The following is a 16,580-nucleotide window of genomic DNA, read 5'->3' on the forward strand; positions in this document are numbered from 1 at the left end:
ATGAGCCGCGTCGAAGAACCGCCCGCCGTGCCGCGGCTGCTGGACGTACGGGACCTGCGGGTCGAGTTCCGCACCCGGGACGGCGTCACCGAGGCCGTGGGCGGGGTGACGCTGGGCGTGGACGCGGGCCGGACGCTGGCGGTGCTGGGCGAGTCGGGGTCGGGCAAGTCGGTGACCGCCCAGGCGATCATGGGCATCCTGGACTCCCCGCCCGCCCTGGTGACCGGCGGGAAGATCTTCTTCCAGGGGCGGGACCTGCTGGCGATGGGGGAGGAGGAGCGCCGCCGGGTGCGTGGCGCCCGGATGGCGATGATCTTCCAGGACGCGCTCTCCGCGCTGAACCCGGTGCTGTCGGTGGGCGCCCAGCTCGCCGAGATGTACGAGGTCCACCAGGGCCTGTCGCGCCGCGCCGCGCGCGCCAGGGCCGTCGAACTGATGGACCGGGTGCGGATCCCGGCGGCGAAGGAGCGGGTGGGGGACTATCCGCACCAGTTCTCCGGCGGTATGCGCCAGCGCATCATGATCGCCATGGCGCTGGCGCTGGAGCCGGATCTGATCATCGCCGACGAGCCCACGACGGCGCTGGACGTGACCGTCCAGGCCCAGGTCATGGAGCTGCTCGCGGAGTTGCGCCGCGAGTACGACATGGGTCTGATCCTGATCACCCATGACCTGGGCGTGGTCGCCGACGCCGCCGACACGATCGCCGTGATGTACGCGGGCCGGATCGTCGAGACCGCGCCCGTACGCGACCTCTACCGGCGCCCCGCCCACCCGTACACGCGCGGGCTGCTGGACTCGGTGCCGCGCCTGGACGCCCGCGGGGGCGCTCACGGGGGTCGCGAGCTGTACGCGATCAAGGGCCTGCCGCCCGGCCCGGCGGACCTCCCGCCCGGCTGCCCCTTCACCCCGCGCTGCCCCCGCGCCCAGGACGTCTGCCGCACCGAACGGCCGCCGCTGTACGAGGTGACGTACGGGGACGGGCCCGTGGGCCGGGCCAGCGCCTGCCACTTCTGGAAGGACGAGCTCGATGCCCGCGACGCCATCGCAGCCCCCTGAGCCCGCCGCCGAGCCGCTCCTGCGCGTCCGTGACCTGGCCAAGCTCTACCCGCTCACCCAGGGCGTCGTCTTCAGGCGCCAGGTCGGCGCGGTCAAGGCCGTCGACGGCGTCTCCTTCGAGCTGCGGCGCGGCGAGACGCTCGGCGTCGTCGGCGAGTCCGGCTGCGGCAAGTCCACCCTCGCCAGGCTGCTGGTCAATCTGGAGCGGCCGACCGCGGGGGAGATCCGCTACCGGGGCGAGGACGTCGCCAGGCTGTCGGGACGGGCGTTGAAGGCCGTACGGCGCAATATCCAGATGGTGTTCCAGGATCCGTACACCTCGCTGAATCCGCGGATGACGGTGGGCGACATCATCGGGGAGCCGTTCGAGATCCACCCGGAGGTGGCCCCGAAGGGCGACCGGCGCCGCAAGGTCCAGGAGCTGCTCGATGTCGTGGGTCTGAACCCGGAGTACATCAACCGCTATCCGCACCAGTTCTCCGGCGGTCAGCGCCAGCGCATCGGGATCGCGCGCGGTCTGGCCCTCAACCCGGAGATCATCATCTGCGACGAGCCGGTCTCGGCGCTGGATGTGTCGGTGCAGGCGCAGGTCGTCAATCTGCTGGCGCGGCTCCAGGAGGAGTTCGCCCTCTCCTATCTCTTCATCGCCCATGACCTGTCCGTCGTCCGCCATATCTCCGACCGGGTCGCGGTGATGTATCTGGGCCGCTTCGCCGAGACCGGTACCGACACCGAGATCTACGACCACCCGACCCACCCGTACACCCAGGCCCTGCTGTCCGCGGTCCCGGTCCCCGACCCGACCTCGCGCGAGGGCCGGGAGCGGATCATCCTGGCCGGAGACGTCCCCTCCCCGGCCGACCCGCCCTCCGGCTGCCGCTTCCGCACCCGCTGCTGGAAGGCCGAGGACCGCTGCGCGGTGGAGGTGCCCCGCCTCGCGGTGCCCACGGCCTTCCAGCGTTCGGGCGGCCCGGCCGCACACCCCTCGGCCTGCCACTTCGCCGGGGAACGCCTGCCCGCTCCCAGCCGCTGACGACCCGCCCTCCTGATCCCGCGCCGGGGCACCTACGATCCCCCCATGCCATCGAGCGATCTCCATCGGGCCACGGCCTTCCGGCTCGCCTTCGCCCGCCGCCAGGCCGCCGAGGTGCGGGAGGTGCCGGGGGGCTTCCTGGTGCTGGACGAGCGCTACGCCCGCTCGTACGAACACAACCAACTCCACCTCGACGGGCCCGTGTCCCCCGCCGAGGTCTCCGGCCTCGCCGAGGCGGCCATGGCCGATCTGCCCCACCGCCTCATCACCGTCCACGACGACGCCTTGGGTACCGCCTGCGCCGCTCATCTCACCCGGGCCGGCTATGAGCACGCCACCGAGCTCGTCATGACTCACACGGGCCCCACTCCGCCCCCGGCCCCGGCCCGCGCCGAGTCCCTGGACCTGCCGGCCCTCGCGCCCGCGCTCGCCCGCCAACAGCGCCTTTGGATGCCGGACGCCGACGACGAGACGATCCGCCAACTCGTGGAGCGGCGCGCCGCCCGGCTCCGCGGAGCCGAGCGGGTCGAGTTCCTCGGCGTGTACGCCACGGGCGGCGACCTGGCCTCCTGGGCCGACCTCTACCTGGCCCCGACGGACGGCGTCGCCCAGGTCGAGGACCTGGTCACCGCCGCCCCCCACGCCCGCCGCGGCCACGCGGACACCCTCCTGGCCGACGCCCTCCACCGCTCCGCCGCCGCGGGCTGCACCCTCCGCTTCCTGATCGCGGACGCCGACGACTGGCCGCGCCACTGGTACGCCCGGCGTGGCTTCACGGTGGTGGGCCGCGCGCATGTCTTCACCCGCCACCGGGCCGCCACGCCGTGAGCCGTGCGGACCGACTACGCCTCGGGCGCGTCCCCGAAGTCCGGGATATCCAGCCTGACGCCGCCCTGGAGCGCGGACTGGTGCGCGACGATGCCCGGCAGGGTGTAGCGGGCCGCGACCCAGGCGTTCACGGACGGCAGTGTGCGGGTGTTGACCGCGGTCACGAAGTCGTCCACCAGGAAGTGATGGCTGCCCTCATGGCCGTTGTGCAGATGGTCGAACGCCCTCGGCAGCCGCGACCGGTCGTGCACCGGCGCGGAACCCGAGGTGAAGGCGGCCCGCAGGGCCGGGGCGATGTGCTCGAGCGACGGATCGTCGGGCGCCAGCGTGGGCTTGGGCTCCAGCAGCTCGGTGATGTCCTTCACCCCCTCCTTGTCCTGCCAGAAGCTGACGGTGGCGAGCTGCTCCATGCTGGCCTCCGTACCGAAGAACCGGAATCGTGATTCCCGTATGTGCGAGGGATAGCCGACTCGCCGGAACTCGTTCGTACGGAACGACCCGCCGCCCGCCACCTCGAACAGCGCGGTGGCATTGGAGAAGTCGTTGCCGAACTGGCTGATCTCCCGGTCGAACACGCCGTCCCCGCGGTCGTCCTTCACCCCGATCGCGGACACGCTCACCGCATGCGTCTGCCAGGCGCCGAGCACCCCGCCGACGGAGTGCGTCGGGTAGAGCAGCGGGGGATAGCTGGCGGTCGCCTTCCAGTTCTCGCCGCCGCTGTACTGGTAGGCCTCGTAGAAGCCGAGATCCATGTCGTGGACGTAGTCGCCCTCCGCGTAGAAGAGCCGGCCGAAGGCGCCCTCGGCGATCTGATCGCGGGCATGGACGGTCGCCGGGTTGTACTGGCTGGTCTCACCCATCATGTATGTCAGCCCGGTGGCCCGTACGGCCTCGATGATCGCCGCTATCTCCTCGGTGCTGATCGCCATGGGGACGGCGGAGTAGACGTGCTTGCCCGCGTTCAGGCCCTGGAGCACCAGCGGACCGTGCGTCCAGCGCTGGGTGAAGATGGCGACCGCGTCGACCGCCTCCGACTCCAGCATCGCCTCGTACGAGGGGAAGGTGCCCGTCAGCCCCTGTGCGGCGGCGAGCTGTTCCGCGCGTTCGGGCAGCAGATCGGTGACGTAGATGTCGCTGACGCCGGGATGGGCCTGGAACAGCGTGGCGAACTGGCCGGAGAACTGGCCGGCGCCGACGATGCCGAGCGAGAAAGTCATGTGGGGGTTGCCCTTTCGGTGGTCGGGGATCAACGGGGGCCTCACTGGCCGAGGATGAAGTTGATCTGGTCGTTGGTCTTGTCGAGGCCGCTCACGGGCGCGTCGTTGGCGTAGACGTCCTGCATGGCGGGGCGTATCAGCGCGTACACGTCCGCCGCGTAGTCGGTGATCGGGAAGGAGAAGGTGGTGGAGTCCTTCTTGTCGGCGACCGCCCTGGTGAAGGCGGTGACGTCGATGCCCTTCTTCTTGTAGGCGGCGACCGCGGCGTTCGTGCCGTCGGGAGTGGCGGGGAAGACGATGCCGTACCCGCCGACCGTCTTCTGGCACTCGTTCGAGGACAGGTACTTCACCCATTTCTCGGCGCCCCGCTTGTTGCGGGCGTTCTTGGTGATCGAGTCGGCGAGGCCGTTCATCATCGTCGCCCGCTTGCCGGTGGGACCGGTGGGGGTGAAGGCGGTGCCGATCTTCACGCCCTTGAAGCCGTAGTACGTGGAGATCATCCAGGCGCCGTCGAAGGCGGTCGCCGCCCTGCCCGAGGCCACCTGGGCGTTGGCGGGGTTCGCGCCCTGGCTGTAGTCGGTGAACGGGGCGAGATAGCCCTTCTTCGCCAGCCCGAAGTACCACGTGATGACCGACTGGAAGGTTTTGCTGTCGTACTGGTACTTCGTGCCCCACCGCTTCTTGTCGGTGTAGGACCATCCGGCGGAGGCGGCGAAGTTGCTCCACTGGGTCTGCCCGTCGCCGTCGCCCGCCCCTCCGGTGGCCAGGCCGTACACCTTGACGTGGCGCTTGTCGAAGCCCGGTTCGTCGCCGCGCCTGCCGTTCCTGTCGATGGTGAGGTGGGCGATGGCCTTCTCGAAGGTGCCGCCGTCCTTCGGGTTCCAGGAGAGGCTGTTCAGCTCTTCGGGGGTCAGCCCGGCCGCTTGGGCCATCTTCTGGTTGTAGAACAGGGCGACGGTGTCCCAGTCCTTCGGGGATCCGTAGCGGTGGCCGTCCTGGCCGACCCAGCTGGACGCCAGCCCCGGCTGGTAGTCGGCCTCGTCGATGCCGAGGTCGTCCAGCGGCTGAAGCACGTCGAGGTCGGCGAACTGCCCGAACTTCTGGATGTGGTCGGTGAACACGTCAGGCTGTGTGCCCGCGATGAAGCTCGCGGTGAGCTTGGTCCAGTAGTCGTCCCAGCCCATCTGGGTGATCTTGATACGGAGGCCCGGGTTCTGCTTCTCGAAGTCCTTGGCACAGGCCTGGTAGGCGGGCAACTGGTTGGCGTCCCACAGCCAGTACGTCACCGTGTTCCCGGACGACCCGGCCGAGTCGCCCTTCGCGCAGCCTGTCAGCAGGGACAGCGTCAGCGCCCCGGCCAGCGCCACCACCTTACGAATTCGCATCACGGTCCCCTTACTTGATCCCGGTGAAGCTGATGGAGCTGACGATGCGGCGCGCGAACAGGCCGAAGAGCACCAGCATCGGGAGCGCGGCGATGAGCGTCGCCGCCATCAGACCGGACCAGTCGGTGCCGGTCTGCGGCGTCTGCGCGCGGAAAATGGCCAGCGCCACGGTGAGCACCCGGGAGCTGTCGCTGTAGGACACCATCAACGGCCAGAAGTAGTCGTTCCAGGAGGTGATGTACGTCAGCACGGCCAGGGTGAGGACCGGGGTGGACGCCATGGGCAGCAGCACCCGGAAGAAGACGCGGACCTTGCCGGCGCCGTCGAGCAGCGCGGCCTCCTCGACCTCGCGGGGCACGTTCATGAAGAACTGCCGCAGGAAGAACACCGCGAACGGGGTCATGAACATGGTCGGCAGTGCGATCCCGAGCAGCGTGTCCACCAGCCCGAGTTGCTTGATGAGCACGAAGTTCGGCAGCAGGGTGAAGATCGCGGGCACCATCAGCCCGGCCAGGAAGAGGCCGAACACCTTGTCCCGGCCCCGCCATCGCAGGCGTGCGAAGGCGTACGCGGCCATGGACGAGAAGAAGATCTGGCAGACGGTGATCAGCGTCGAGACGATCACCGAGTTCAGCAGATAGCGCCAGAACGCCAGCCCGCCGCCCGAGCCGCCCTGGGCGATCGCCTCCTGCGTGGACTGGAGGCCCAGGGCGCGTGCGAAGCCGCCGCCGGTGAGGTCCACGGGCAGCGGGTCGCCGGGGTGGGCGACGAGCGCGCTGTTGGCGGACAGCGCGGTGCGCAGGATCCAGTAAAAGGGCAGCAGGGTGATGAGCACGATCGCGGCCATCACCGTCCAGGCCAGGGCCCGCCCGAGGGAGGGCCTGCGCCGGACGCGCCGTACGGTGGTGGTCGTTGCCACGGCAGCCATGTCGGATCTCTCCCTTCCGTCAGCCGAGGTCGGATTGGCCGGCCCGGGTGACCCGGTACTGGATGACGGTGATCGCGCTGAGGACGACCAACAGGGCGACGGACATCGCCGAGGCGTAGCCGAACTGGAAGCGGCCGAAGGCAGAGCCGTAGATGTAGTACTGGAGGACGTTGGTCGCGTTCGCCGGACCGCCCGCGGTTGTCACGGCAACCGTGTCGAACACCTGGAACGAACCGATCACCGTCATGATCAGGACGACCGCGAGGACCGGCCGCAGCAGCGGCATGGTGATCCGCCAGAACATCCGCCATTCGCTCGCGCCGTCGACCCTGGCCGCCTCGTACATGTCGTTCGGGATCGCCTGGAGGCCGGCGAAGAGCAGGAGCGCGGTGTAGCCGACGTGCCGCCAGACGTTGATCAGGGCGATGGTGGGGATCGCCCAGGTCTCGTCGGCGAGGAAGGGAATGCGGTCGAAGCCGAGGCTCTGGAGGATCTCGTTGCCGATGCCGAGCTGGTTGTCGAGCATCCACAGCCAGACGATGCCCGCGACCACGTTCGACATGAGGTACGGGGCCAGCACGATGCCGCGCAGCACCGCCGACTGCGTCAGCCGCTGGAGCAGCACCGCGATCACCAGCGCAGACACCGTCTGGACGCCGATGTTGATGACCACGTACTCGACGGTGACCTTGAGCGAGTCCCAGAAGATCGGGTCGTGGACCATGCGCACGTAGTTGTCCAGGCCGACCCACTCGGCCGGGGTGAGCAGGTTGAAGCGGGTGAAGCTCAGATAGATGCCCCGCAGCGTCGGCCAGAGCAGGAAGACCAGAAAGCCCAGCAGGGCGGGGGCGATGAAGAGGGCCGCGAGGGCTCCGTCTCCGCGCTCCCGGGCCTTGCGGGCTTTGAGTTTCGGTGTGACTCCGTCGGCGCCGCGCAACGGCAGACGCGAAGGAGGGCTGCTGGAGGCGACGGTCATCGGAGACTCCCTCGTCTGCGGCGTCCTCAGGTTGAGGGCACTTACTTTTGATGCAAAAGAATCCACGCGTCAAGAGCCGTGCAAACTTGTTCTGTGCCCGGATCCTTCGGCGTAGAGTGACGCCATTACTTCCTTGGTGAAAAAAATCTTGTGGGGGTCCGACCTTCATGACGACACGTGCGGCGAGTTGGCCACCGCTGAGTCCCGGTGAGCGCGCGGTGGCGATCGAGGTGCTGGTGCACGGCCCGCTGTCACGCAGCGAGATCGCCCGCCGGCTGAACCTCTCGGCGGGCAGCCTCACCCGGCTGACCAAGCCGCTGATCGAGTCGGGTCTGCTGATCGAGTCGGCCGAGGACACGACGCTCGCGGAGGTACGGCAGGGGCGGCCCTCACAGCCCTTGGACGTGATCCCCGAGTCCCGCTACTTCCTCGGGTTCAAGATCACCGGGGACCGGGTGTACGGGGTCGTCACCACCCTGCGCAGCGAGGTCGTGGCCCGTTACGAACGGCCGCTGACCACACACGACCCCGCCGAGGTGGCCGACCTGCTGCATGAGATGACGGACGAGCCGGCTCGTGCGTTTCCCCGCCTGGCGGGGATCGGCATCGGCGTCGGAGGCAGCGTCCGGGACCGCTCCGCCGTCGTCGATTCGCCCTTCCTCGACTGGGCGGATGTGCCGCTGGCCGAACTGGTCGAGAAGCGCACCGGACTGCCGGTGGTCGTCGAGAACGACGTGGCGGCGCTGGTGGAGGCCGAGACCTGGTTCGGCGCGGGGCGGGGCCTGGAGCGGTTCGCGGTGCTCACCATCGGGGCGGGTCTTGGCTACGGGCTGGTCGTCGGCGGCAGGCGGGTGGCCTCCTCGGAGGACGGTGCGGGCGTGGGCCGGCGGTGGATCGTCAACCCCTACGGACCGCTCACCCCCTATGGCGATCGGGGCAGCGCCATCTCCCTGCTCACCATCCCCAGCATCCGCTACCAACTCCAGGCCGCGACGGGCCGTGAGATGACCTACGAGGAGATCCTCGCCCTCGCCGCCGAGGGCGAGCCCATGGCGGCCCGTGTCGTGGACGAGGCCGCCCGGGCCCTGGGCACGCTCGTGGCCCAGATCGCCAACTTCGCGATGCCGCAGAAGATCCTGCTGGCAGGTGAGGGGGTGAGCCTGGTCGATGTGGCCGGCCCGGCGGTGGAGGACGCCATCCTCGCGGGCCGCCACCCCCAGGCCGACCCGGTCAACCTGGAAACCAAGGTCTCCGACTTCCATGACTGGGCCCGTGGCGCCGCGGTTCTGGCCATCCAGGTGCTGGTCCTGGGGTCGGCTGAGGTCTGACGGTCAGCCGCGCGGCTCCGCCGTGTCCGACGCGTCCACCGCGTAGCCGGGCACGGACGGCCAGCGGACCGTCAGCACCACCGACTCCTCCTCCGCCAACCAGGAGTGGTCGACGCCGTGGCCCCACACGACGTAGTCGCCCTGCTGCTCCAGGAGCACGCTGCGGCCGGGCAGCTCGACGCGGAAGCGGCCGCTGATGAGGACCAGCAGAGCCGTGCGTTCCTCGCCCCGCACCCATTGGGCCCGCTCGTCACCCGGCGGGTGGATGCCCCACTTGATCTCCACGGCGTCGCTGTGGCGAGGATCGCCGGCGTCCTTGAAGTGGCCGAGGATCCATCCCCGGTCCAGCGGGGCGTCCTTGCCCGCGTTGCCCACGTACACGCTGTCGTTCACGCGCTCGGACGCTACCAGCCAGGCTTACGGTTCGGGCGACCTACCCGGCGAGGTCGCTCTTGTAGAAGACGGTCGCCCGGAACTGGTCAGGACTGCCACTGATCTTGCTGGAGAAGCCGAACGCGAGGCGCGGGCCGCCCGACGATCGCCAGATCGCCATTCCCTGGGGTTCGCGACCGGGCAGCGACTCGCCCGCTCTCGTCCGGTACACCTCCTCGAACGAACCCCCGGTCTTGTTCATGTCGAGACGGACCAGGTAGGACGGCTCGGCCGGGTCCGAGGGGGTCGCGGGCGCACCGCCGTAGGAGAGGTACGCGTACTGGCCGTACGAGGTCACGCCCTGGAAGAGGTCGGAGTCGGAGAGACCGAGTTGCGCGTTGGTCGGGAGGGCGCGCTTGGCAAGGATGGGAGTGCTGTCGCTGATGCCCTTGTTGATGACGGCGGGGAGGTCGAACAGCGCGAGGCGCCACGGGCTCGTCGTCCCCATGTACCGGACGAGCAGCCGGTTGGTGTAGGGATCGATCGACGGTCTCGGACAGTCCCGGAAATCGGAGAGGCCGATCGGGAATTTCCAGACCCCTGCGTCCTCGGCGTAGTCGAGCTCGCCCCCGTCGCTGTATTTGATGCGGCAGATCGTGTGGCTGTTGGCGGCCGTATCGGGGGACAGGCTCCGCCAGTCGCCCGCGAGCCACACATACGGAGAGCCGGACGTGTCCGGCTGGATCCCCATCGACGAACCGTGGTCGAACCCGTGGAGCGCCATGGCACCCAGCACCTTGCCGCTCAGGTCGGTCCTGGTCATCCAGAGGTCGCCGTTCGTGCTCCCGACCTTGGTCTGTACGAAGTAGATGTGCCCGTGGACGTGGTCGAAGGCGAAGGACTGCATCGCCCAGTAAGGCTGGTGAAGCGTGGCCCGCACAACGGGATCGCCGCCGGCCCCCTCGAATACGAAGCGCTGCGATGTCGGGACGGTCGCGGACGCCGATTCAGCCGCGAATAAGGAAAGGCCGCCGCTCGCTGCGGCGGCTGCTAACCCTGTTCCGGTTCGGAAGAGCGTGCGACGGCTTACGGCAGACGCTCCGCCGGTTTGGGTACTTTTACGCAAGGACATCACCCTGTCGGTCGTTCGGTCGATTTGGTCGATCACGATCTGGTACTTCACCAGCCGCGCCAAGCGCCGTCGATCAGGCATCGGTGCGCTCAGTCCTTGTGGATGTCCTCCGCCGCTATCAGGGCCGGGTCGAGGATGACGTCCTGCTCGCGGGCCTCGGTGGTCGGGTCCTCGGGGAAGTGGCAGGCGGACAGATGGCCCTCGCGGTTGCCTTCGAGGCGGATCAGCGGGGGCTCTTCGCGGGCGCACTTGTCCTGGGCCTTCCAGCAGCGGGTGCGGAAGCGACAGCCGGAGGGCGGGTCGATGGGGGAAGGGACGTCGCCGGCGAGACGGATGCGCTCGCGGCGGGAGGTGGCGCTCGCCCCGGAGCCGTCGGCCTCGCCGTCGTCCTCGCCCTCGTCCTCGGCCAGCAGAACGGCCTCGGGGACCGCGGACAGCAGAGCGTGGGTGTAGGGGTGGCGGGGGCGGAGGTAGATGGAGTCGCGGTCGCCGACCTCGACGATCTTGCCGAGGTACATGACCGCGACGCGCTGCGAGAAGTGGCGCACCACGGCCAGGTCGTGGGCGATGAAGAGGAAGGCGATGCCCAGCTCGCGGCGGAGCTCCTGGAGGAGGTTGACGACCTGGGCCTGGATGGAGACGTCGAGAGCTGACACCGGTTCGTCGGCGACGATGAGCTTGGGTTCGAGGGCGAGCGCGCGGGCGACGCCGATGCGCTGGCGCTGGCCGCCGGAGAACTCGTGGGGGAAGCGGTTGTAGTGCTCGGGGCTCAGCCCGACGATCTCCAGCAGCTCGCGCACCCGGGCCTCGCGGCCGCCCGGCGGCCTGATGCCGTTGATCTCCATCGGCCCGGAGATGATCGCGCCCACCGTCTGCCGGGGGTTCAGCGAGGAGTACGGGTCCTGGAAGATCATCTGGATCTCGGAGCGGATCGGAGCGAGCTGTTTTCGGTCCGCGTGGGTGATGTCCTGGCCCTGGTAGGTGATGGTCCCGGCGGTGGGCTCCACGAGCCGGGTCAGCAGCCGGCCGGTGGTGGACTTGCCACAGCCGGACTCGCCGACCAGGCCGAAGCTTTCGCCCGCGCGCACGGTCAGGTCGATGCCGTCCACCGCCTGGACGGCGCCCACCTTCCGCTTGAAGGGGAAGCCACCCATGATCGGGAAGTGTTTGGTCAGCTTCTCGGCGACGAGGAGGGGTTCCCCGGACGCGGGCGACGCGTTGCTGCTCATGTCCGTGACTCCTAAGCCAGCCGGGGCTTGATCTGCTCGATGAAGATGGTCTGTTTGCGCTCGGCGGCCAGATGGCAGGCCGCGCCCCGCCCGTCCGGGAGCGAGGGGCGCTCGGTGGCGCACCGGTCGCCGCCGACCTCCTCGGTGTAGGCGCAGCGCGGGTGGAAGGGGCAGCCGGGCGGCGGGGCGAGGAGGCTGGGCGGGGCGCCGGGGATGGGGCTGAGCGGCTCGTCGACGGCGGAGTTCAGACGGGGCATGGAGCCCAGCAGCCCCCAGGTGTACGGATGCCCGGGGGAGCGGAGCACCTCGCGGACCGTGCCCCGCTCCACGGCCCGGCCGGCGTACATCACCAGCAGGTCGTCGGCGGTGTTGGCGACCACGCCCAGGTCATGGGTGATGAGGATGATCGCGGAGCCGAACTCCTGCTGAAGATCCTTGAGCAGGTCGAGGATCTGGGCCTGGACGGTGACGTCCAGAGCGGTGGTCGGCTCGTCGGCGATGAGCAGATCGGGGTCGCAGACCAGGGCCATGGCAATCATCGCGCGCTGCCGCATACCGCCGGAGAACTGGTGCGGATAGTCGCGCACGCGCAGCTTGGCGTTGGGGATGCCGACCTTCTCGAGCATCTCGATGGCGCGGTCCCACGCCTCGCGCTTGGAGGCCCCGGTGTGCTTCCGGTAGGGCTCGGCGATCTGGCGGCCGATCGTGTAATAGGGCGAGAGGGCGGTGAGCGAGTCCTGGAATATCATCGCCATCTTGTGGCCGCGCAGCTTCTCCAGCGCGCGCTCGGGCGCCCGGGTCAGCTCCTGGCCGTCGAGCACGATCTCGCCGCGGATCTCGGTGTTGCGCGGGTCGTGCAGACCGAGGACGGCGAGGTTGGTGACGGACTTGCCGGAGCCGGACTCGCCGACGATGCCGAGGGTGCGACCGCGCTCGAGGTCGAAGGAGAGGCCGTCCACGGCCTTGACGACGCCGTCCTCGGTGGAGAAGCGCACATACAGGTCGCGCACGGACAGGAAGGCGTCGCCCGCGGCGGGGGCCGGGGTGGCCTCGGACTTGGTCAGGGTGGTCACGTCGGTCGTACTCCTAGGCGAGGCGCACGCGCGGGTCGATGACGGCGTACAGCGCGTCCACGATGATGTTGGCGATGACGATCGCCGTGCAGCTGAAGAGCATCACGCCCATCAGCATCGGGAGGTCCTTCTCGGTCACCGACTCCACGGCGAGCCGGCCCAGGCCGTGCAGGGTGAAGGTGAACTCCGTGATCATCGCGCCGCCGAACAGCGAGCCGAGGTCGATGCCGACGATGGTGATGATCGGGGCGATCGCGCCGCGCCAGGCGTAGCGGAAGAAGACCGTACGGCCCGACATCCCCTTGGCGCGCGCGGTGCGCACATGCTCCTCGCCCAGCTGCTCGACCATCTGGGAGCGCGTCATACGGCTGTAGTTGGCGATGAAGATGATGGAGAGCACCAGCCAGGGCAGCAGCAGCCCGCTGAACCACTTGGCCGGATTATCGGTGAACGGGGTGTACTCGGGCCGGTCCACCAGGCCCCAGGTGTCGACCAGCAGCCACAGCGCGATGACGCCGACGAAGTAGATCTGGAGCGAGTTGCCGATCAGCGACAGGGAGCTGAAGAACTTGTCGGCGAAGGTGCCCCGCTTGGCCGCGGCGATCATGCCGATGGAGACCCCGATGAGCAGGAAGACCGCGGCGCCGCCGACGGCGAGCGAGAGCGTGGTCGGGTAGCGGTCCATGATGGTCTCCCAGACCGGCTGGGAGTTGGTGAAGGAGTACCCGAAACAGGGGGCCGGGCAGTGGCCGACCTCGAAGTCCCGGCCGGCGAAGATGCCGACCAGATAGTGCCAGTACTGGACCGGGACCGGCTGGTCGAGGCCCAGGTTCTTGTTGATGAGGGCGATGGCGTCCGGGCCGCAGTTCTTCCCGCAGGCCAGCTGCGCCGGTTCGGAGGGCAGCGCGAAGAAGAGGAAGAACGTGATCGCGCTGATCAGGAGGATGATGACGATCGCGCCGAGGGAGCGGCGTACGAGGAAACGAAGCATGGCGTCGCGGGTCTTCCGGTACGGGCGCCTTGGGCGACCAGGGCGGGTCGGAGAGGCGGCGCCGTCCGCCACCCGCGGAGGGTGACGGACAGCGCGCCCTGGGGCTGGTGCGGTGATCACGCGGCGGAGCCGCGTGGCGATCGCGGTTGTGCTACTTCACATACACCCCGGTCGGGTCCGCGGTTCCATATACCGGCTGGTATTTGATGCCGCCGAGCCCCGAACCCCAGATGTTCCACTGGCGGTTGTAGAAGAGCGGGACGGCCGGCACATCGTCGGTGAGGATCTTGTTGGCGAGCGTGACCCACTCACCCGACGCCTTCTCCACGTCCGTGATCTTCAGGATGCGGGCGATCTCGGAGTCGACCTCGGTGTTCCTGAGGTGCCAGTAGTTCTGCGAACCGTCGGCGACGGCCTTGCTGTCGAACAGCGGCGGGATCACGGTCGAGCCGACCGGCCAGTCGGCGCCCCAGGAGGCCCGGTAGATGTCGAAGCCGTTGTCGACCTTGGAGATCTCGGTGGAGAAGTTGTTGGAGTCGATCTCCTTCTTCTGCACCTTGAACCCGGCCGCCTGCAGAGCCTTGACGACGACCACGGAGACGTTCTGGTACTCGGTGGTGTTGGGGTAGGCGTAGACGATCTCCTGACCCTCCTTGCCCGCCTCCTTCAGCAGCTCCTTGGCCTTCTTGGTGTCGCCGCCCTCGTTCCCCTTCTTCGTCTTCTCGAAGGGGTCGAATTCCTTCCACCCGGCGAGCGAGGGAGCGAGCAGGTTGCCCGCGACCTGCCCGGCCCGCTTGCCGCCGAACTGGCCGAGGATCTGGTCGTTGGGCATGGCGTAGGCGAGGGCCTGCCGGACCTTCTTGTCCTTGATCCGGTCCATGTTGATGGCCATGTAGTCGACGTACGGCTGCACCTCGAGGAAGGTGCGCGCCTTGGCCCCCGCGTCCTTGGCCACTTCCTGGGCGGACTCGACGGTGACCGCGTTGGTGAAGGACATCGCCTGCTTGTCGCTGCCCCGGTCGGCCAGCAGCCGGCGGGCGGACTCGGGCTCCTGGACGCCGAAGCGGATGTCGAACTTCTCCGGGTACTGGTGGCGGACCGCGTCCGTCTTCGGGTCCCACTGGTCGTTGCGCACCAGGGTCAGCGACTTGTCCGGGTTGAGCTTCTCGATCTTGTACGGGCCCGAGGAGACCGGATGGTTGGTGTACTTCTCGGCGGTGTCCCTCTTGCCGTCGGAGGGCACCGCCCCGATGTTCGGCATGCCGACCGCGTACGGCGTGTCCGCGTGCGGCTCCTTGAAGTGGAAGATGACCGTCTTGTCGTTGGGCGTGTCCAGCACGTCCTTGGGCAGGTGCTTGCCCTTGTACGGGCCGTCGGGCAGCGCCTTCCGGAAGGACTGGCCCTCACCCGAGAGCCACTGCGGGATGTACAGCGGCCCGTCGGTCGCCCACTTGGAGTAGAGCCGCTCGACGGACTGCCGGACATCGGCCGAGGTGATCGGGGAGCCGTCCTCGAACTTGAGGTTGTCCTTGAGCGTGTACGTCCAGGTCTTGCCGCCGTCCGAGGACTTGCCGGTGTCGGTGGCGAGGTCGCCGACCAGCTTCACCCGGCCCTTGTCGTCGACCTTGTAGGTGGTCAGCGACCGGTTGTAGAGCATCTGGACGGTCAGCATGTCGGCGTAGTAGATCTGCGCCGGGTCGAGATACGTGAAGGCGTCGCGCTGGAGGACGTTGACCGTCCCGCCCTTCTTGGCGCCGGGCACCTCGGCGGCCGGGCCGGTGGAGTCGGCCGCGGTGCCGAGCGAGTAGTTCTCGGCCCTGGCCTTGTCCGGCTTGTTCTCGACGGGATCCTCTTCGCCGCCCCCGCCGCTGCTACAGGCGGAGAGCACGAGGGCCCCGATCGCCAGAGAGACGGCCGCCAGCCGCCCTCTGCCCCGTTGAGATGAGGTCATGTGTCGTTGCACCTGCCTAGCGCTTAGTCTTCGGATCGAATGCGTCCCGGACCGAGTCCCCGAGCAGGTTGAAGGCCACCACGAAGATCACCATGGCCACGCCCGGGAAGAACATGTACGTGATGTCGTTCTGGTAGTGCCTGGCACCGGTGGCGAACATCCGGCCCCAGTCGGGGGTCGGCTCGACGAGCCCGACCCCGAGGAAGGAGAGCCCGGCCTCGGCGGTCACGAAGGTCGGCAGCATCAGCGTCGACTGCACGAGGATCGGCGTCCACAGATTGGGCAGCAGCTCCTTGCTGATGATCCGCCACGGGGAGGCGCCGGTCACCTTCGCGGCCTCCACGAACTCCCGCTCGCGCAGGCTGAGCACCTGACCCCGCAGCAGCCGCGCCAGGCCCATCCAGCCCAGCGCCCACTGGACCAGGATCAGAGTGATCACGCGCAGATAAGTGGGCGTCTCCTTCTCCGGGCTGACGAAGAGCGAGTAGACGACCGGGGTGAACGCCACGAAGGAGAGCTGCGCCGGGAAGGCGAGGAGCAGATCGATGAAGCGGCCCAGGAAGTAGTCGGTCCTGCCGCCCATATAGCCGGCCGTGACGCCGACGAGGATGCCGGTGAGGGTGCACAGGAGGGTGACGGCAACCGCGATCAGCAGCGAGGTCCGTATGCCGTACAGGAGTTGGGTGAACACATCCCGGCCGAGCTGCGGCTGGAGGCCGAACCAGAACTCGCCGTCGATGCCCCCGTTGGGCTTGATGGGGTAGTAGAACTCGTTGAGCAGCCCGGGCCTGTCGAGTCCGTAGGTGGTGTACGGGTTCTTGCCGTACAGCCAGGCGATCACGGGCGCGAGTAACGCGATCACAAAGAAGAAGATCACGATGTAGGCCGAAATCACGCCTGTCTTGTCGCGTTTGAAGCGCCGCCACATCAGCTGGCCGGGCGAGCGCCCCACCAACGGCGCGCCCCCCTTGCCGACTTCGGCCGCAGGGGCGGCATCCGGGCCGGGCGGGGGCGCGTTCGCCCCGGCCGCCGCGGCCTGGGAAGGACTCGTCATCGCGTAACGCCCCCCGGACTGTTC

The 16,580-nt window shown here is 68.7% G+C and carries 15 protein-coding genes; 4 read left to right on the forward strand and 11 right to left on the reverse strand.

Annotated features, from left to right (window positions below; genetic code table 11):
* The 3 genes from ACH4S9_RS10625 to ACH4S9_RS10635 are packed head-to-tail and all read left to right on the forward strand — an operon-like array spanning position 1 to position 2,920.
* On the forward strand, positions 1–1,059 hold the full coding sequence (locus tag ACH4S9_RS10625) for an ABC transporter ATP-binding protein (RefSeq protein WP_398371131.1): 1,059 nt from the start codon (positions 1–3) through the stop codon (positions 1,057–1,059).
* Entirely contained in the window at positions 1,031–2,092 is a 1,062-nt protein-coding gene (locus tag ACH4S9_RS10630; RefSeq protein WP_398371133.1) for an ABC transporter ATP-binding protein, read from the forward strand. Before ACH4S9_RS10625 ends, ACH4S9_RS10630 begins: the two co-directional genes overlap by 29 nt.
* Positions 2,093–2,137: 45 nt before the next feature.
* On the forward strand, positions 2,138–2,920 hold the full coding sequence (locus ACH4S9_RS10635) for a GNAT family N-acetyltransferase (RefSeq protein WP_311727602.1): 783 nt from the start codon (positions 2,138–2,140) through the stop codon (positions 2,918–2,920).
* A 14-nt stretch (positions 2,921–2,934) separates the two neighbouring features.
* Here ACH4S9_RS10635 and ACH4S9_RS10640 read toward each other — a convergent pair whose 3' ends face one another.
* Genes ACH4S9_RS10640 through ACH4S9_RS10655 form a run of 4 tightly spaced genes read right to left on the reverse strand, consistent with a single transcriptional unit; the run spans position 2,935 to position 7,426 of the window.
* The gene (locus ACH4S9_RS10640; protein ID WP_385345428.1) at positions 2,935–4,137 is read right to left on the reverse strand and encodes a Gfo/Idh/MocA family protein; all 1,203 of its coding nucleotides are present in this window, start codon (positions 4,135–4,137) and stop codon (positions 2,935–2,937) included.
* A gap of 41 nt (positions 4,138–4,178) precedes the next feature.
* Positions 4,179–5,522 carry an ABC transporter substrate-binding protein gene (locus tag ACH4S9_RS10645; protein WP_398371136.1) on the reverse strand — a complete coding sequence of 448 codons (1,344 nt, stop codon included), beginning with the start codon at positions 5,520–5,522 and terminating at the stop codon, positions 4,179–4,181.
* Positions 5,523–5,532: 10 nt separating this feature from the next.
* Entirely contained in the window at positions 5,533–6,450 is a 918-nt protein-coding gene (locus ACH4S9_RS10650) for a carbohydrate ABC transporter permease (RefSeq protein ID WP_311727605.1), read from the reverse strand.
* Between the two features lie 19 nt (positions 6,451–6,469).
* Positions 6,470–7,426, reverse strand: coding sequence for a carbohydrate ABC transporter permease (locus ACH4S9_RS10655; protein WP_398371139.1), 957 nt, complete (start codon positions 7,424–7,426; stop codon positions 6,470–6,472).
* A 167-nt stretch (positions 7,427–7,593) separates the two neighbouring features.
* On the opposite strand from ACH4S9_RS10655, the gene ACH4S9_RS10660 reads away from it, so the two are divergent.
* Entirely contained in the window at positions 7,594–8,754 is a 1,161-nt protein-coding gene (locus tag ACH4S9_RS10660; protein WP_385345423.1) for an ROK family protein, read from the forward strand.
* A gap of 3 nt (positions 8,755–8,757) precedes the next feature.
* Here the strand turns inward: ACH4S9_RS10660 and ACH4S9_RS10665 are convergent, their stop codons facing one another.
* From ACH4S9_RS10665 to ACH4S9_RS10695, 7 genes are all read right to left on the reverse strand, one after another.
* Positions 8,758–9,147: a signal peptidase I gene (locus ACH4S9_RS10665; RefSeq protein WP_358844520.1), complete on the reverse strand. Its 390-nt coding sequence runs from the start codon at positions 9,145–9,147 to the stop codon at positions 8,758–8,760.
* Between the two features lie 40 nt (positions 9,148–9,187).
* Positions 9,188–10,033, reverse strand: coding sequence for a hypothetical protein (locus tag ACH4S9_RS10670; protein WP_398371142.1), 846 nt, complete (start codon positions 10,031–10,033; stop codon positions 9,188–9,190).
* A 314-nt stretch (positions 10,034–10,347) separates the two neighbouring features.
* Positions 10,348–11,487, reverse strand: coding sequence for an ABC transporter ATP-binding protein (locus ACH4S9_RS10675; protein WP_385345417.1), 1,140 nt, complete (start codon positions 11,485–11,487; stop codon positions 10,348–10,350).
* 11 nt (positions 11,488–11,498) lie between these two features.
* The gene (locus tag ACH4S9_RS10680; RefSeq protein ID WP_311727613.1) at positions 11,499–12,560 is read right to left on the reverse strand and encodes an ABC transporter ATP-binding protein; all 1,062 of its coding nucleotides are present in this window, start codon (positions 12,558–12,560) and stop codon (positions 11,499–11,501) included.
* A gap of 13 nt (positions 12,561–12,573) precedes the next feature.
* Positions 12,574–13,551, reverse strand: coding sequence for an ABC transporter permease (locus tag ACH4S9_RS10685; protein WP_311727614.1), 978 nt, complete (start codon positions 13,549–13,551; stop codon positions 12,574–12,576).
* Positions 13,552–13,702: 151 nt separating this feature from the next.
* Entirely contained in the window at positions 13,703–15,502 is a 1,800-nt protein-coding gene (locus ACH4S9_RS10690) for an ABC transporter substrate-binding protein (protein WP_398371145.1), read from the reverse strand.
* Between the two features lie 16 nt (positions 15,503–15,518).
* On the reverse strand, positions 15,519–16,556 hold the full coding sequence (locus ACH4S9_RS10695; protein ID WP_311727616.1) for an ABC transporter permease: 1,038 nt from the start codon (positions 16,554–16,556) through the stop codon (positions 15,519–15,521).
* Positions 16,557–16,580: the final 24 nt, after the last annotated feature.

Source organism: Streptomyces sp. NPDC021225 (assembly GCF_044332865.1).
In the GTDB taxonomy this organism is placed as follows: domain Bacteria; phylum Actinomycetota; class Actinomycetes; order Streptomycetales; family Streptomycetaceae; genus Streptomyces.

Excerpts from the sequence above, each read along its gene's own strand:
- ACH4S9_RS10670 (WP_398371142.1), bottom strand. The coding sequence starts at position 10,033 with ATGCAGTCCTTCGCCTTCGACCACGTCCACGGGCACATCTACTTCGTA.
- ACH4S9_RS10645 (WP_398371136.1), bottom strand. The coding sequence starts at position 5,522 with ATGCGAATTCGTAAGGTGGTGGCGCTGGCCGGGGCGCTGACGCTGTCC.
- ACH4S9_RS10650 (WP_311727605.1), bottom strand. The coding sequence starts at position 6,450 with ATGGCTGCCGTGGCAACGACCACCACCGTACGGCGCGTCCGGCGCAGG.
- ACH4S9_RS10685 (WP_311727614.1), bottom strand. The coding sequence starts at position 13,551 with ATGCTTCGTTTCCTCGTACGCCGCTCCCTCGGCGCGATCGTCATCATC.
- ACH4S9_RS10660 (WP_385345423.1), top strand. The coding sequence starts at position 7,594 with ATGACGACACGTGCGGCGAGTTGGCCACCGCTGAGTCCCGGTGAGCGC.
- ACH4S9_RS10640 (WP_385345428.1), bottom strand. The coding sequence starts at position 4,137 with ATGACTTTCTCGCTCGGCATCGTCGGCGCCGGCCAGTTCTCCGGCCAG.
- ACH4S9_RS10630 (WP_398371133.1), top strand. The coding sequence starts at position 1,031 with ATGCCCGCGACGCCATCGCAGCCCCCTGAGCCCGCCGCCGAGCCGCTC.
- ACH4S9_RS10690 (WP_398371145.1), bottom strand. The coding sequence starts at position 15,502 with ATGACCTCATCTCAACGGGGCAGAGGGCGGCTGGCGGCCGTCTCTCTG.
- ACH4S9_RS10625 (WP_398371131.1), top strand. The coding sequence starts at position 1 with ATGAGCCGCGTCGAAGAACCGCCCGCCGTGCCGCGGCTGCTGGACGTA.
- ACH4S9_RS10655 (WP_398371139.1), bottom strand. The coding sequence starts at position 7,426 with ATGACCGTCGCCTCCAGCAGCCCTCCTTCGCGTCTGCCGTTGCGCGGC.
- ACH4S9_RS10675 (WP_385345417.1), bottom strand. The coding sequence starts at position 11,487 with ATGAGCAGCAACGCGTCGCCCGCGTCCGGGGAACCCCTCCTCGTCGCC.
- ACH4S9_RS10635 (WP_311727602.1), top strand. The coding sequence starts at position 2,138 with ATGCCATCGAGCGATCTCCATCGGGCCACGGCCTTCCGGCTCGCCTTC.
- ACH4S9_RS10695 (WP_311727616.1), bottom strand. The coding sequence starts at position 16,556 with ATGACGAGTCCTTCCCAGGCCGCGGCGGCCGGGGCGAACGCGCCCCCG.